Origin of the sequence: Staphylococcus sp. LKG4-2, from assembly GCF_050955665.1 — a bacterium.
Classification (GTDB): Bacteria; Bacillota; Bacilli; order Staphylococcales; family Staphylococcaceae; genus Staphylococcus; species Staphylococcus saprophyticus.
The window spans coordinates 2,208,114-2,223,992 of sequence record NZ_CP194532.1 but is presented as its reverse complement, the minus strand read 5'-3'; the positions used below and the strand labels follow the sequence as shown (position 1 = coordinate 2,223,992).

Annotated in this window: 11 protein-coding genes; all 11 read left to right on the top strand. The window is 34.5% G+C overall.

Annotation, left to right across the window (positions count from 1 at the left end; translation table 11 throughout):
* Positions 1-179: 179 nt before the first annotated feature.
* The 11 genes from secA to ACM6UH_RS10905 all read left to right on the top strand — a co-directional run bounded on the left by secA (position 180) and on the right by ACM6UH_RS10905 (position 15,829).
* Positions 180-2,711 (top strand): preprotein translocase subunit SecA, encoded by a 2,532-nt coding sequence (gene secA, locus ACM6UH_RS10955; protein ID WP_048787435.1) that lies wholly within the window; start codon positions 180-182, stop codon positions 2,709-2,711.
* 212 nt (positions 2,712-2,923) lie between these two features.
* Positions 2,924-4,046 (top strand): peptide chain release factor 2 gene (gene prfB / locus ACM6UH_RS10950; RefSeq protein WP_104010419.1). Its coding sequence is split into 2 segments (ribosomal slippage): positions 2,924-2,995 and positions 2,997-4,046, totalling 1,122 coding nucleotides; the frame shifts between segments, so codons are not numbered across the junction.
* A 374-nt stretch (positions 4,047-4,420) separates the two neighbouring features.
* Positions 4,421-5,374, top strand: coding sequence for a COG3942 and LysM peptidoglycan-binding domain-containing protein (locus ACM6UH_RS10945; RefSeq protein WP_048787437.1), 954 nt, complete (start codon positions 4,421-4,423; stop codon positions 5,372-5,374).
* A gap of 393 nt (positions 5,375-5,767) precedes the next feature.
* Positions 5,768-6,409: a YfbR-like 5'-deoxynucleotidase gene (locus ACM6UH_RS10940; RefSeq protein WP_002483903.1), complete on the top strand. Its 642-nt coding sequence runs from the start codon at positions 5,768-5,770 to the stop codon at positions 6,407-6,409.
* Between the two features lie 5 nt (positions 6,410-6,414).
* The gene (locus ACM6UH_RS10935) at positions 6,415-6,645 is read left to right on the top strand and encodes a CsbA family protein (protein ID WP_041784833.1); all 231 of its coding nucleotides are present in this window, start codon (positions 6,415-6,417) and stop codon (positions 6,643-6,645) included.
* 332 nt (positions 6,646-6,977) lie between these two features.
* A complete protein-coding gene (gene uvrB / locus ACM6UH_RS10930; RefSeq protein WP_011303628.1) occupies positions 6,978-8,960 on the top strand; it encodes an excinuclease ABC subunit UvrB in 1,983 nt (660 codons plus the stop codon).
* A 5-nt stretch (positions 8,961-8,965) separates the two neighbouring features.
* On the top strand, positions 8,966-11,803 hold the full coding sequence (gene uvrA, locus ACM6UH_RS10925; RefSeq protein ID WP_048787438.1) for an excinuclease ABC subunit UvrA: 2,838 nt from the start codon (positions 8,966-8,968) through the stop codon (positions 11,801-11,803).
* A gap of 303 nt (positions 11,804-12,106) precedes the next feature.
* Positions 12,107-13,048, top strand: coding sequence for an HPr(Ser) kinase/phosphatase (hprK, locus tag ACM6UH_RS10920; protein ID WP_048787439.1), 942 nt, complete (start codon positions 12,107-12,109; stop codon positions 13,046-13,048).
* Positions 13,045-13,881 (top strand): prolipoprotein diacylglyceryl transferase, encoded by an 837-nt coding sequence (lgt, locus tag ACM6UH_RS10915; protein ID WP_048787440.1) that lies wholly within the window; start codon positions 13,045-13,047, stop codon positions 13,879-13,881. Before hprK ends, lgt begins: the two co-directional genes overlap by 4 nt.
* 9 nt (positions 13,882-13,890) lie before the next feature.
* A complete protein-coding gene (locus ACM6UH_RS10910; protein ID WP_011303624.1) occupies positions 13,891-14,367 on the top strand; it encodes an acyltransferase in 477 nt (158 codons plus the stop codon).
* 25 nt (positions 14,368-14,392) lie between these two features.
* Positions 14,393-15,829: a tetratricopeptide repeat protein gene (locus tag ACM6UH_RS10905; protein ID WP_048787441.1), complete on the top strand. Its 1,437-nt coding sequence runs from the start codon at positions 14,393-14,395 to the stop codon at positions 15,827-15,829.
* The last annotated feature ends 50 nt before the right edge of the window (positions 15,830-15,879 follow it).

Genomic DNA, 15,879 nt, shown 5'->3' with positions numbered 1-15,879 from the left:
TATTTTTATTGAACAAGATTATAATCAATTATTTTAAAATAAATAGAAATGTAAGTGAACAAGAAATATAATTTCAATGTAAGACACTTTAGACAAGTCAATAAGTGTAAATTTAAGCTTATAGATGATATCATAAATTGTTGTAAGCGAAGAGTTAAAAAGCTAAAGGAGCGAACAGAATGGGTTTTTTATCAAAAATTGCAGATGGCAATAAAAAAGAAATAAAACGCCTTGGTAAATTAGCCGACAAGGTCCTTGCACTTGAAGAGGATATGTCGATATTAACTGATGAAGAAATTAAAGCCAAAACAAGCGCATTCCAAGAAAAATTACAGAGCGAAGAAGATATAAAAAAACAAAACAAAATATTGGATGATATTTTACCAGAAGCATTTGCATTAGTAAGAGAAGGGTCAAAACGTGTGTTTAATATGATTCCTTACAAAGTGCAAGTTATGGGTGGTATCGCGATTCATGGTGGCGATATTTCCGAAATGAGAACAGGTGAAGGTAAAACGTTGACAGCGACAATGCCCGTATATTTAAATGCGTTAACTGGTCGCGGTGTACATGTCATAACAGTCAATGAATATTTATCAAGTGTTCAGAGTCAAGAAATGGCTGAACTGTATGAATTTTTAGGACTTTCTGTAGGTTTAAATTTAAATAGTAAAACAACTACTGAAAAACGTGAAGCATATGCGTGTGATATTACGTATTGTACAAATAATGAATTAGGTTTCGATTACTTGCGTGACAACATGGTAAATTATGCAGAAGAACGTGTAATGAGACCATTAAACTTTGCGATTATCGATGAGGTTGATTCCATCTTAATTGATGAAGCACGTACACCTTTAATTATTTCTGGTGAAGCAGAGAAATCGACATCACTTTATACACAAGCAAATGTGTTTGCAAAAATGCTTAAGAGTGAAGATGATTATAATTATGACGAAAAAACAAAAGCGGTACAATTAACTGAACAAGGTATCGATAAAGCAGAACGCATGTTTAAAATTGATAATTTATATGATGTAAATAATGTAGATGTTATCAGTCATATCAATACGGCACTACGTGCGCACGTGACATTACAAAGAGATGTTGACTACATGGTTAATAACGGTGAAGTTCTTATTGTAGACCAATTTACGGGTCGTACAATGCCTGGACGTCGTTTCTCTGAAGGCTTGCACCAAGCGATTGAAGCTAAAGAGGGCGTGAAAATTCAAAATGAATCTAAAACAATGGCCTCAATCACATTCCAAAACTATTTCAGAATGTATAATAAGTTATCTGGTATGACAGGTACTGCGAAGACCGAAGAAGAAGAGTTTAGAAACATTTATAATATGACGGTTACACAAATTCCTACGAACAAACCAGTGCAACGTGTTGATAAACCAGACTTAATTTATATTAGCCAAAAAGGTAAATTTGATGCAGTTGTTCAAGACGTTATTGAAAAACATAAAGCTGGCCAACCGGTATTACTTGGTACAGTTGCAGTTGAAACCAGTGAATACATTTCAAATTTATTGAAGAAAAATGGTGTGCGTCATGATGTTTTAAATGCTAAAAACCATGAACGTGAAGCCGATATTGTTGCAGGTGCTGGTCAACGAGGCGCAGTAACTATAGCTACCAACATGGCTGGTCGTGGTACGGATATCAAACTAGGTGATGGTGTTCAAGAACTTGGTGGTTTAGCTGTTATCGGCACAGAACGTCATGAATCACGTCGTATTGATGATCAATTACGTGGTCGTTCAGGACGTCAAGGTGATAAAGGGGACAGTCGTTTCTACTTATCACTTCAAGATGAACTGATGGTGCGCTTTGGTTCAGAACGTTTGCAAAACATGATGAACCGTTTAGGTATGGATGATTCTACGCCAATTGAATCTAAAATGGTTTCACGTGCGGTTGAATCTGCGCAAAAACGTGTTGAAGGTAATAACTTCGACGCACGTAAACGTGTACTTGAATACGATGATGTTTTACGTAAACAACGTGAAATTATTTATGGTGAACGTAATAGTATCATCGATAGTGATGAAAGTGGTGGTTTAGTTAATGACATGCTACGCTCAACACTTGAAAGAAGCGTGAACTACTATGTAAATGAAGAAGCGGACGATCCAGATTATGAACCATTCATTAACTATGTAGACGATGTATTCTTAAATGAAGGCGATATAAAAGTTGAAGATATTAAAGGTAAAGACAACGAGGATATCTTCGAATTCGTTTGGAATAAAGTTGAAATTGCATTAAAATACCAAAAAGAAAAAATTGGAACACAATTTGATGAATTTGAACGAATGATTTTACTTCGTTCTATAGATACGCATTGGACAGATCATATTGATACGATGGATCAATTAAGACAAGGTATTCATCTGCGTTCTTATGGTCAACAAAATCCTTTACGCGATTATCAAAATGAAGGTCATCAACTTTTCGATACGATGATGCAAAATATCGAAGAAGATGTTAGTAAGTATATCTTGAAATCGGTTGTTTCAGTAGAAGATGATCTTGAAAGAGATAAAACAACAGACTTTGGTAAAGCAGAGCACGTTTCAGCCGAAGATGGTAAAGAAAAAGCTAAAGCAGAACCTTATGTGAAAGATGAACATATTGGTAGAAATGACCCTTGCCCTTGTGGAAGTGGGAAAAAATATAAAAACTGTCACGGTGCATAGTTCATAGTGACAGGTTATAAAACCGGAAGTTTTGATGAGCAGTCATTAACTTTCGGTTTTATTTTGTAATTAAGTTTGGTTAGGTATTTATTTGAATTAGATAAAGTTGTAATTAAACCACAAACTTCTGTAGAATAGAGTTATTAACTTCAAATAAATGAAATACGTTATAGTTTATTATTTCATTCAAATAATCATAGGAGAGATGCATGATGGAATTGTCAGAGATAAAACGTAATATAGATGCGTATAATGAAAAACTAGAACAACTTAGGGGGTCTCTTTGACTTAGAAGCAAAAGAGACGAACATACAAGAATATGAAGAAATGATGACCGATTCAACATTTTGGGATAACCAAGAAAAGGCTCAGGACGTTATTGATAAGAATAATGCTTTAAAATCAGTAGTGAATGCATATAGAACATTAGAGTCTGAACTTGAAGATATGGATACTACGAGAGCTTTGTTACTCGAAGAAGATGATGAAACGATGAAGCAAGATTTAGAGCAAAGCGTTCAAGATTTTAAAAATGAATTGTATCAGTTCGAGTTACAATTATTACTTGATGGGCCTTATGACGCGAATAATGCCATCATGGAATTACATCCAGGTGCAGGCGGTACAGAGTCACAGGATTGGACGAATATGCTCTTGAGAATGTATCAACGTTATTGTGAGCAGAAAGGATTCAATGTCGAAATTGCGGACTATTTACCTGGTGACGAAGCAGGTGTTAAAAGTGTGACGCTGATCGTTAAGGGACATAACGCATATGGTTATTTAAAAGCTGAAAAAGGCGTGCATCGTCTTGTGCGTATTTCACCTTTCGATTCATCTGGTCGAAGACATACATCATTTGCATCATGTGATGTTATACCTCAATTCAATAATACTGAGATTGAAATTGATATTAATCCAGATGATATCACAGTCGATACGTTTAGAGCTTCTGGTGCTGGTGGGCAACACATTAACAAAACTGAATCAGCGATTAGAATTACACACCATCCAACAGGGATCGTAGTAAATAACCAAAACGAACGTTCACAAATCAAAAACAGAGAAGCAGCAATGAAAACATTGAAATCTAAACTATATCAATTAAAAATTGAAGAGCAAGAACAAGAAATGGCAGAAATTCGTGGTGAGCAAAAAGAAATCGGCTGGGGTAGTCAAATTAGATCTTACGTATTCCATCCTTATGCTATGGTTAAAGATCACCGTACAAACGAAGAAACGGGTAAAGTAGATGCTGTTATGGATGGCGACATTGGTCCATTTATTGAAGCATTCTTACGCAGTCAAATGGATCAACATGAAAATGAAGGTTAAGTAGCCATTAAACAGCTATTTTAATGAAACATAATATAAGAAAGATATATTTAAATATGTAGAGTCAGCGCGCAATCTTATTAAAAGTTCAGATTGTGATCTGGCTCTTTTTGTTTGATAAAGGATAGATAAATATTTAATTAAATATGTAAAATGCAATCTTTAATATTACGAGTAAGTTTTGAAATCTATCATCTCAAACATGTTAAATACTTTAATGGCAAGGTTTGTGGCGTATTTATCGACTTGTAATATAGGTGTTTGAAATATAAAGTTGACTGTTATGTTACAAAACCATAACAATAGAAAATCTTTGTTTTTATTATGCTATAGTATGTTTGATTAAAATTAAGACAGTAAAGGATGAAAACTTAATGAAGAAAGGTTTAACATTTTCTATCACCTCGGCAGCCTTGTTTTTTGGTATGAATCATGTTGCATCAGCAGACCAAATACACACAGTAAAAGAAGATGCTAAATTGACAGATATAGCACAAACATTTGCAACTACTACGACAGAAATACAAAATTTAAATCACTTACAGAATAGAGACTATGTTCAAGTTGGGGAAACCATCGTATTACCGGATTCTGACATTGTAGAAGTTAAGGATGGAGATACGATTAAAGCAATTGCTGAAAGACATCAAATGACAATGAACCAATTGTATCAATTGAATCCAAATTTAGGTGAAGTCATTTATCCAGGTCAATTAGTTGCGGTATCAGAAAAAGGTTCAGCGCATCTTAATAACCAATTACAGCAAATATTTAACAGTCATGAAGCAGTTCAACCAACAGCACAAATAAATGATGACGAACGCAATAAAGCAGAAAACAATACTATACGTAATGTGCGTACGTCAGGGAATATCACGCCAAGTGCAACGCAAACATGGCAGAACAATGATTATTCCGCTTCGGATAGACAGCAAGTTTCGAATACAACTGCAAATGAACAGGTAACTTCAAATGATCAGTATAGCCCAGTGTCACACGCTTCTAACGGTAGTAACTATTATGATTGGGGTCAATGTACATATTATGCTTTTGATCGTCGACAACAATTAGGGAAATCAGTTGGAAACTTATGGGGAAATGCGAATAATTGGGCTTCAGCAGCACAGCAAAGTGGCTATCAAGTGAACAACACGCCTGAAGTAGGTGCTATATTCCAAAGTACTGCAGGCAACTATGGTCATGTAGGTGTTGTTGAAAGTAAAAATGCAGATGGTTCAATTGTTGTATCTGAAATGAATTGGCAAGGTGTAGGTCAAAAATCATATAGAACAATCCATAACACAGGCCAATATAATTATATTCACTAAAAAAAATCTATCCTTCTGTGAAGAAAAATGATTTGATTTGAAGTGACGCTATCGAAATAAGAGTTCGGGATATGAGGAAATATCTCGAACTTTTAATGTATAGATAACAAGCAGAGTAGCTTAAACAAACGATTATAGCAGTATTTCAAGCTGCATCGTTTTTGATGCGTCATCAATCACCAACGCCATAGAAACAAATCCAATATTTTTGTACTACGCCCAGACTATACCTAAATCATTGATAACTATACCGTTGAAATATAACCTATTTTTATTATATGAGTTAAATTAAATGATTATTATTTTTCAATGATATTGATAAGACATTTAACGCGTTGAATGATATTATAAAATCAAGAATAATCATTTTTTAATAAACTAGGAGGCGATGTCATGGGTGTACATCAATATTTTAAACGTTTATCTGATTTGGAAAAATTAATTAGATTGCCGGGTAAATTTAAATATTTTGAGCATAACGTCGCTGCTCATTCATTCAAAGTGACAAAAATCGCTCAATATTTAGGTACTGTAGAGGAATATCATGGTAATGAAGTCGATTGGAAAAGTTTATATGAGAAAGCATTAAATCATGATTTTGCCGAAATATTTACTGGCGATATTAAAACACCGGTGAAATATGCAAGTGGAGAATTGAAAAAATTATTTTCTCAAGTAGAAGAAGAAATGGTAGACCATTTTATAAATGAGGAAATTCCAGAGCCATATCAAGCTATTTATCGTGAGCGATTACAAGAAGGTAAAGATGATTCCTTAGAAGGACAATTGTTGTCGGTTGCTGATAAAATTGACTTATTATATGAAACTTTCGGAGAAATACAAAAACGTAATCCAGAACAGTTATTTTTTGAAATTTATGAAATGTCACTAGAGACAATCATGCAATTTGATCATCTTAGCTCAGTTCAAGATTTTATCGAGAATATCATCCCAGAGATGCTAACAGAGAAATTCATACCAAGATCTGAATTGCGTGAAACAACAATGGCAATTTTAAATAATAGGAATGGGTGAATTCCATGATTTGGTATATATTGGCATCCTTTTTCCCATGTGTTTTTGTTATATTATTCAGTGTGCTAACAAGAAGCAAATGGGTAGGTACAATATTGACTTTAATTTTAATAGGTGTATCAGTTGAAAAGGGGTTCTTTCATAATGAATGGATCATTTTCATAGATGTCGTTTCATTATTAGCGGGGTATCTTATCATCGACCAATTAGAGTTGCATAAAAAAGATGATGATTGAATAATAAGCATTGAGCAACCTAATTGCTATAATTAAATAAGAGATTTATAATAATATAACTTCAAAAAAAAGAAGTTTTTATGATATAAAATCAAATGGATGCAAACATGGTGACATACTATGTTTGTTTTTTCTTTATAAAAAGAAGTATTAAAACTACGAACAAATGTTTGTTTTTGTATTCATAAATCTGTTAATATATATAACGAGTATAGAACCATTCATCTGAATAAATGATATGTAAAGAATCAATATATGAACGTTTTAAGATAAACAAATTGTAATAGGTTCGAAATAAGAGATATAGACTTAATTAGGAGGCATGTGTCGCCATGGAACATTATCCGTTCAAACTGCATTCTGAATTTGAACCTCAAGGGGATCAGCCAGAAGCAATTCAAAAAATTGTAAATGGTGTTAATGAAGGGAAAAGACACCAAACGCTATTAGGCGCAACTGGTACTGGTAAGACATTTACGATGAGTAATGTAATCAAACAGGTTGGTAAACCAACACTGATTATCGCACATAATAAGACCTTAGCAGGCCAATTATATAGTGAGTTCAAAGAATTTTTTCCTGAAAATAGAGTGGAATACTTTGTAAGTTACTATGACTATTATCAACCAGAAGCCTATGTGCCTTCAACTGACACTTTTATAGAAAAAGACGCTTCAATCAATGATGAGATTGACCAGTTACGACATTCAGCTACCAGTGCGTTGTTTGAGAGAGATGACGTGATTGTGATTGCCAGTGTCAGTTGTATCTACGGTTTGGGTAATCCAGAAGAATACCGTGATTTAGTCGTTAGTATACGTGCTGGCATGGAGATGGATAGAAGTGAATTACTTAAAAAATTAGTGGACGTCCAATATACAAGAAATGATATAGATTTTAGACGCGGTACATTTAGAGTTAGAGGGGATGTCGTTGAGATTTTCCCTGCATCTAGAGAAGAAATGTGTATCCGTGTAGAATTCTTTGGTGATGAGATTGATCGTATTCGTGAAGTGAATTACTTAACTGGAGAAGTATTAAGAGAACGCGATCATTTTGCAATCTTCCCAGCATCTCACTTCGTAACACGTGAAGAAAAAATGAAATCAGCAATTCAAAGAATTGAGAACGAATTAGAAGAACGTTTAGCTGAATTAAATGCAGAAAATAAATTGTTAGAAGCGCAACGTTTAGAGCAACGTACCAATTATGATTTAGAAATGATGAGAGAAATGGGATTCTGTTCGGGTATAGAAAATTATTCCGTTCACTTAACATTACGTCCTATGGGGTCAACACCTTATACATTACTTGATTATTTCGGAGATGACTGGTTAGTCATGATTGATGAGTCGCACGTAACTTTGCCGCAGATTAGAGGTATGTATAATGGTGACCGTGCTCGTAAACAAGTATTAGTTGACCACGGATTCCGTTTGCCGAGTGCACTAGATAATAGACCTTTAAAATTCGAGGAATTCGAAGAAAAAACGAAACAGTTGGTTTATGTTTCAGCCACACCAGGACCATTTGAACTTGAGCATACAGATGAGATGGTTCAACAAATCATACGTCCAACCGGTCTGTTAGATCCTAAGATTGAGGTGCGCCCTACAGAAAATCAAATTGATGATTTACTTGGTGAGATACAGGATCGAATCGATCGAAATGAGCGTGTACTTGTTACAACGTTGACTAAGAAAATGAGTGAAGATTTAACGATATATTTAAAAGAAGCAGGCATCAAAGTAAATTATCTGCATTCTGAAATTAAAACACTCGAACGTATAGAAATCATTAGAGATTTAAGAATGGGTACGTATGATGTCATTGTTGGAATTAACTTGTTAAGAGAGGGTATTGATATACCAGAAGTGTCTCTTGTTGTTATTTTAGATGCTGACAAAGAAGGATTTTTACGTTCTCAAAGATCACTTGTTCAGACAATTGGACGTGCCGCACGTAATAGTCGCGGGGAAGTTATCATGTATGGAGATAAAATTACTGACTCCATGCGCTATGCGTTAGATGAGACGGAACGTCGTCGTACGATACAAGAAGCATATAATGAAAAACATAACATTACGCCTACTACAATTAATAAAAAAATACATGACGTGATTAGTGCTACTGTTGAAAACGATGAAACAAATGAGCAACAACAAACAGAAGTACCGAAGAAAATGACGAAGAAAGAACGCGAAAAAACAATTGCAAATATAGAAAAAGAAATGAAGCAAGCCGCAAAAGATTTAGATTTCGAAAAAGCCACAGAGCTTAGAGATATGCTATTTGAATTAAAAGCAGAAGGGTGACACAAATGAAGCAACCATCCATTGTAGTTAAAGGGGCACGTGCCCACAATTTAAAAAATGTAGATATTGAAATACCAAAAGATAAATTAATAGTTATGACAGGGCTTTCCGGTTCAGGAAAGTCATCACTTGCTTTCGATACAATATATGCAGAAGGTCAACGCAGATATGTTGAATCTCTCAGTGCCTATGCACGACAATTTTTAGGTCAAATGGATAAACCGGATGTCGATACGATTGAAGGTTTATCACCAGCGATTTCAATTGATCAAAAAACAACTAGTAAAAACCCAAGATCTACTGTGGCGACAGTCACAGAAATTTATGATTATATTCGTTTACTATATGCGCGTATCGGTAAACCTTTTTGCCCTAACCATGGTATTGAAATAGAATCACAAACAGTTCAACAAATGGTTGACCAAGTGATGAAATTAGAAGCACGTTCTAAAATTCAAATCTTAGCACCTGTGGTTTCTCATAGAAAGGGCGCTCAAGAAAAACTGATAGACGATATAACAAAAAAAGGTTATGTACGTGTACGTGTTGATGGAGAAATATTAGATGTCAATGAAGTACCAGCCTTAGAGAAAAATAAAAATCATACAATTGAGGTAGTAGTTGACCGTCTTGTTGTCAAAGAGGGTATCGAAACGCGTTTAGCTGACTCCATTGAGACGGCGTTACAATTGTCAGAAGGAACGCTCATTGTCGATATCATTGACGGTGAAGAATTGAAGTTCTCAGAAAATCATGCTTGTCCGATTTGTGGTTTTTCAATTGGTGAGTTAGAGCCACGTATGTTTAGTTTTAATAGTCCGTTTGGTGCTTGCCCTACATGTGATGGATTAGGTCAGAAATTAACGGTTGATTTAGAGTTAGTCGTACCAGATACGAGTAAAACCTTAAATGAAGGTACAATCGTTGCTTGGGAATCATCGAGTTCGGATTTTTATCCTACGATATTAAAACGCGTGTGCGAAGTGTTTAAAATTAACATGGACAAACCATTTAAAAAATTAACTGACAGACAAAAAGATATTATTTTATACGGATCTAAAGGTAAAGAAATAGACTTCACATTTACGCAACGTAACGGCCAATCTCGTAAACGTACGATGGCGTTTGAAGGTGTTATAAATAATATCAGTAGGCGATACCATGATTCTCCTTCTGAATTAGTAAGAGAAATGATGAGTAAGTACATGACTGAGTTACCTTGTGAAACGTGTCATGGTAAACGTTTAAGTCGCGAAGCTTTATCAGTTTATGTAGATGGGAAAAATATTGGTGACGTCGTTGAGCGTTCAATTAAAGACGCATTAGATGCCTATAATCATATTGCGCTTTCAGAACAAGACCAAAAAATTGCCAATCAAATATTGAAAGAAATTAATTCTAGATTAGAATTTTTATATAATGTAGGACTAGAATACTTAACTTTAAATCGTGCATCTGGCTCTTTATCTGGTGGCGAAGCGCAACGTATCCGTCTAGCAACTCAAATTGGTTCTAGACTTTCTGGCGTCTTATATGTATTAGATGAACCATCCATAGGTTTACATCAAAGAGATAACGATAGATTAATTAGCACTTTAAAAGAAATGCGTGATTTAGGTAATACGTTAATCGTTGTTGAACACGATGATGATACCATGCGTGCAGCAGACTATTTAGTGGATGTTGGTCCTGGCGCTGGTGAGCATGGTGGTGAGATTGTTGCAAGTGGTACACCTAAACAAGTTATGAGCAACAAACACTCTTTAACCGGACAATATTTAAGCGGCAAAAAACGCATTGAAGTGCCAGAAGCAAGAAGAGACATTACTGATCGCAAAATTAGTGTTAAAGGTGCGCGTAGTAATAATTTAAAAGGCATTGATGTAGATTTCCCATTATCAACGATGACTGTTGTAACGGGTGTTTCAGGTTCTGGTAAGAGTACTTTAGTTAATGAAGTGCTTTATAAATCTTTAGCGAAACAAATCAATAAATCTAAAGTGAAACCAGGTGAATATGATGAAATTAATGGTATAGATCAATTAGACCGAATTATAGATATTGATCAATCGCCTATTGGACGTACGCCAAGATCAAATCCAGCTACGTATACTGGGGTTTTTGATAATATTAGAGATATATTTGCACAAACAAATGAATCTAAAGTCAGAGGTTATACCAAAGGTCGTTTTAGTTTTAATGTTAAAGGCGGTCGCTGTGAAGCATGTAAAGGCGATGGTATCATTAAAATTGAAATGCACTTTTTACCAGATGTCTACGTACCGTGTGAAGTTTGTGGTGGCACGAGATATAATCGTGAAACGCTTGAAGTAACTTATAAAGGGAAAAATATTGCAGAAATCCTAGCGATGACTGCTGAAGAAGCGACGGCATTTTTCGAAAATGTTCCGAAAATTCATCGTAAGTTAAAAACGTTAGTAGATGTTGGTTTAGGTTATGTTACATTAGGTCAACCTGCGACAACATTATCTGGTGGTGAAGCACAGCGTGTGAAACTTGCATCAGAATTACACAAACGTTCAACAGGACGCTCCATATATATACTAGACGAACCTACAACAGGTTTACATGTGGATGACATCAGTAGATTACTGAAAGTTTTAAACAAGTTAGTTGAGAATGGTGACACCGTGGTTATTATTGAACATAATTTAGATGTCATTAAAATGGCAGACCATATTATTGATTTAGGTCCAGAAGGTGGCGACGGTGGAGGTACTGTTGTTGCAACAGGTACACCTGAACAGATTGCAGAAGTAGAAGCAAGTTATACTGGTAAATATTTAAAACCAGCCTTAGAAAGAGACACGGTAAAACAATAGCAATTGTACCGTATCTATTTTCCAACAGCATAACAAAGCTCTTGCGACACCATGTTACATGCGTGTGAAGCAAGAGCTTTTTTGTGATTGTTAACCTTTGATAACATGTCGCAAACATAAAATGTTAAGTTTATCGTTAATTTTAAAATGAATCAGCTTTTAATAAGAAATATCGTATATAATTTATATAAGGCATATATTAAAATATACTTCGTCTGCACTTTTTAATATAGATTATCAGTTCTTTTTGATATGATATGAACATAGTACAAATGCAGAAGAAAGAATGATAGAGGTGAACGCATGTTAACTACACAGAGTTTAGTAGAACGCTTTAAGCTTGAAGTAATCACAGGTGAAGCGGGTTTAAATAAACAAATTAAAAATACTGATATATCAAGACCGGGTTTAGAAATGGCAGGTTATTTCTCTCATTATGCCTCTGACCGTATTCAATTATTAGGAACTACTGAGTTATCTTTCTATAATTTATTGCCTGATGAAGAACGGAAAGGACGTATGAGAAAATTATGTCGTCCAGAAACACCAGCGATTATAGTGACAAGAGATTTAGAACCTCCGGAAGAACTTATAGAAGCTGCGAAAGAAAACGAAACGCCATTGATCACGTCCACAATTGCCACAACTCAATTGATGAGTCGTTTGACTACCTTTTTAGAGCATGAACTCGCTAGAACGACTTCATTGCATGGTGTGCTTGTTGATGTTTACGGTGTTGGTGTGTTAATCACAGGCGATTCTGGTATAGGTAAAAGTGAAACAGCGCTGGAATTAATCAAACGCGGTCACAGACTTGTAGCTGATGATAATGTTGAAATCAGAGAAATTAGTAAAGATGAATTAACAGGTCGTGCACCTAAATTAATTGAACATTTGTTAGAAATTAGAGGACTAGGCATTATAAATGTTATGACTTTATTTGGTGCCGGTTCAATTCTGACTGAGAAGCGCCTGCGTTTAAATATTCACTTAGAAAATTGGCATAAAGAAAAACTATACGACCGTGTAGGGCTAAACGAAGAAAAATTACGTATTTTAGACACAGAAATAACGAAAAAAACCATTCCAGTAAGACCAGGTCGTAACGTGGCGGTGATTATTGAAGTAGCTGCGATGAACTATAGACTGAATATCATGGGTATCAATACAGCAGAAGAATTTAATGACCGTTTAAATGCGGAAATTTTGCGTAATGGTAATCATAGTGAGGGGAATAATCAATGATGACGTTAAGCTATATCGATCCGATTGCGTTTGAATTAGGACCGATTTCAGTACGTTGGTATGGCATTATTATTGCTATGGGCATACTGCTAGGTTACTTTATTGCACAAGCAAGCGTGAAACGTATTGGATTCCATCAAGACACACTCGTCGATATTATATTTTGGAGTGCCATATTTGGTTTTATTGTTGCTAGAATATATTTCGTTATTTTTCAGTGGCCGTATTATGTACAACATCCAATTGAAATCCCAATGATTTGGCAGGGTGGTATTGCCATACATGGTGGTCTTATTGGTGGATTCGTAACGGGTATTATTATTTGTAAACAAAAAAATATTAATCCATTTCAAATTGGTGATGTGATTGCGCCAAGTATGATTTTAGGACAAGGTATTGGAAGATGGGGAAACTTTATGAACCATGAAGCGCATGGGGGCACAGTTTCTAAATCTTCCCTTGAAAACTTACATATTCCTGACTTTATAATTAATAATATGTATATTGATGGAAAATACTATCAACCAACATTCCTTTATGAGTCTATTTGGGATGTGTTAGGATTTGTTATCTTAATTCTATTAAGAAAACACTTACGTATTGGTGATACCTTCTGTCTCTATTTAATTTGGTATTCCATTGGCAGATTCTTTGTAGAAGGCATGCGTACGGATAGTTTAATGCTTGCAGGTGATATCCGAATTGCCCAATTAATGTCCATTATTTTAATCATAATAGGTGTCGTCATAATGATTGTTAGACGTGTTAAATATGATGCGCCACGTTATAAAGCTGTTGGTCCATTATCATGGCCAAGTAAAGAAGTGAAGTGATAGTCATTTATGCGTAATTTAAAGAAACAACAAGTTCAAGGTAAAAATCCTTTATGGCATATGTATCGTTTTGTCAAAGGAATGAAAATGTTTAAACAAACGTTAATTATTGAAGTTTGCCGTTATTTGCCTAATGTGAAATTAAAACATTGGGCATATCGTAAATTATTGAAAATGGATATCGGGGCTCATACAGCATTCGCTTTCAAAGTAGTTCCTGATTTATTGTATCCTGAATACATCACGATTGGTAAAAATTGTGTGATTGGCTATAATTCAACGATTTTAACACATGAATTTTTAGTAGATGCATTTACTACAGGCCCTGTGAAAATTGGGGATCATACCTTGATTGGTGCAAATGTGACCATCCTACCAGGCGTTACCATTGGTAATCATGTTAAGATTGGTGCGGGTTCTATTGTAGCCAAAGATATTCCAGATCATGCATTAGCGTATGGGAATCCCATACAAATAATAAAATAAAGAAACATTTAGGAGGTGACGATGGATGGCGCATAAAGACAATGTAATACCAATGAAATTAGATAGTCAATTTTATAAAAAATTAGGAGATCAAAAATTTCATCAACAAGAATATAAAAAAGCGGCATCTTACTTCGCTAAAGTGCTTGAAATGTCACCTCAGGATTTTGAAACAAAAGTAAAATATTCGGAGTGCTTAGTTAGTTTAGGTATAGGTAGCAAGGCTGAACATCTTTTTTATGAAAGTATTGCACAAGGTGAAGAAGTTGAAGAAAGTTATTTTCAATTAAGCCAGTTAAATATAACGATGAATGAAGCCAATAAAGCATTTTTATTTGGTATTAACTATGTAACAATATCTGGTGATGAGGATTATAAAGAAGAACTTGAAGAAATGTTTGAAGTCTCATATCATACACCTGAAAAAATAGAGATAGAAAGTAAATTATTTGCGATTCAACTTATTTTCCAATATTTATTTTCACAAGGCCGCTTACCAGAGGCTCGAAATTTTATTTTAAATCAAAGTACTGACATTCAAGAACACCGCGTCGTACGTAATTTATTAGCAATGTGTTATTTATATTTAAACGAATACGAAACTGCTAAAGAAATGTTTGAACGTTTATTAAGCGAGGACAACACAGATGTGCATGCATTATGTCATTATACATTGTTGCTATACAACACGAATGATAGTGAAAAATATCATCGCTACTTAAAAATATTAAACAAAGTAATGCCGATGAATGAAGATGAGTCATTTAAATTAGGTATCGTGCTCTGTTATTTAAAACAATATGAAGCTTCGCAAAAGATTCTACAACCACTCTATAGAAGAGGAAAGTTCCTTTCGATTCAAATGTATAATGCACTCAGCTATAATCATTATCATTTAGGCAATCATGAAGAAAGTAAATTCTTTTGGACAAAATTACAAGAAATTTCTAAAGTTGATGTTGGCCATGCACCTTGGGTTATTGAAGAGAGCAAAGCGTATTTTGACCAACAAGTATTGCCGTTATTGTTGAATGATAATAGCCACCATAGATTATATGGCATCTTTTTATTAAACCAATTAAAGGGCCGTGAAGTACTCTTAACCCAAGAAATTTGGGGTGTACTAGAATCTATGAATGATTATGAGAAGCTCTATTTGACTTATTTAATTCAAGATTTAAAATTAAACAAATTAGATTTTATTCACAAAGGCATGTTAATGCTTTATGATATTGAGGCATTGAAAAATAATGAAGATTTATTTATAGTATGGATTGATCAAGCAGAAGCGATCATTTCGGAAAAAGTTGACCTAGCAAATGTTAGTGATTATGTTGCTGCATTTGTATATATGTATTTTCGTCATTCTGAAATCAAAGTTACAAAGCAACAAGTTTTAGATTGGTTTAAAATTTCATCTTACCGTTTAAATAAGACGATAGATTATTTAGTGAGCATATAAGTTTATAAAATGCAAGAAATCATATATACTTCGCATATTGAATTAGTAAA

What these genes read in the sequence shown, in the direction of transcription:
- lgt (WP_048787440.1), top strand. Translation starts at nt 13,045, where the DNA reads ATGATGACGTTAAGCTATATCGATCCGATTGCGTTTGAATTAGGACCG.
- hprK (WP_048787439.1), top strand. Translation starts at nt 12,107, where the DNA reads ATGTTAACTACACAGAGTTTAGTAGAACGCTTTAAGCTTGAAGTAATC.
- ACM6UH_RS10935 (WP_041784833.1), top strand. Translation starts at nt 6,415, where the DNA reads ATGATTTGGTATATATTGGCATCCTTTTTCCCATGTGTTTTTGTTATA.
- ACM6UH_RS10940 (WP_002483903.1), top strand. Translation starts at nt 5,768, where the DNA reads ATGGGTGTACATCAATATTTTAAACGTTTATCTGATTTGGAAAAATTA.
- ACM6UH_RS10945 (WP_048787437.1), top strand. Translation starts at nt 4,421, where the DNA reads ATGAAGAAAGGTTTAACATTTTCTATCACCTCGGCAGCCTTGTTTTTT.
- uvrA (WP_048787438.1), top strand. Translation starts at nt 8,966, where the DNA reads ATGAAGCAACCATCCATTGTAGTTAAAGGGGCACGTGCCCACAATTTA.
- ACM6UH_RS10905 (WP_048787441.1), top strand. Translation starts at nt 14,393, where the DNA reads ATGGCGCATAAAGACAATGTAATACCAATGAAATTAGATAGTCAATTT.
- ACM6UH_RS10910 (WP_011303624.1), top strand. Translation starts at nt 13,891, where the DNA reads ATGCGTAATTTAAAGAAACAACAAGTTCAAGGTAAAAATCCTTTATGG.
- secA (WP_048787435.1), top strand. Translation starts at nt 180, where the DNA reads ATGGGTTTTTTATCAAAAATTGCAGATGGCAATAAAAAAGAAATAAAA.
- uvrB (WP_011303628.1), top strand. Translation starts at nt 6,978, where the DNA reads ATGGAACATTATCCGTTCAAACTGCATTCTGAATTTGAACCTCAAGGG.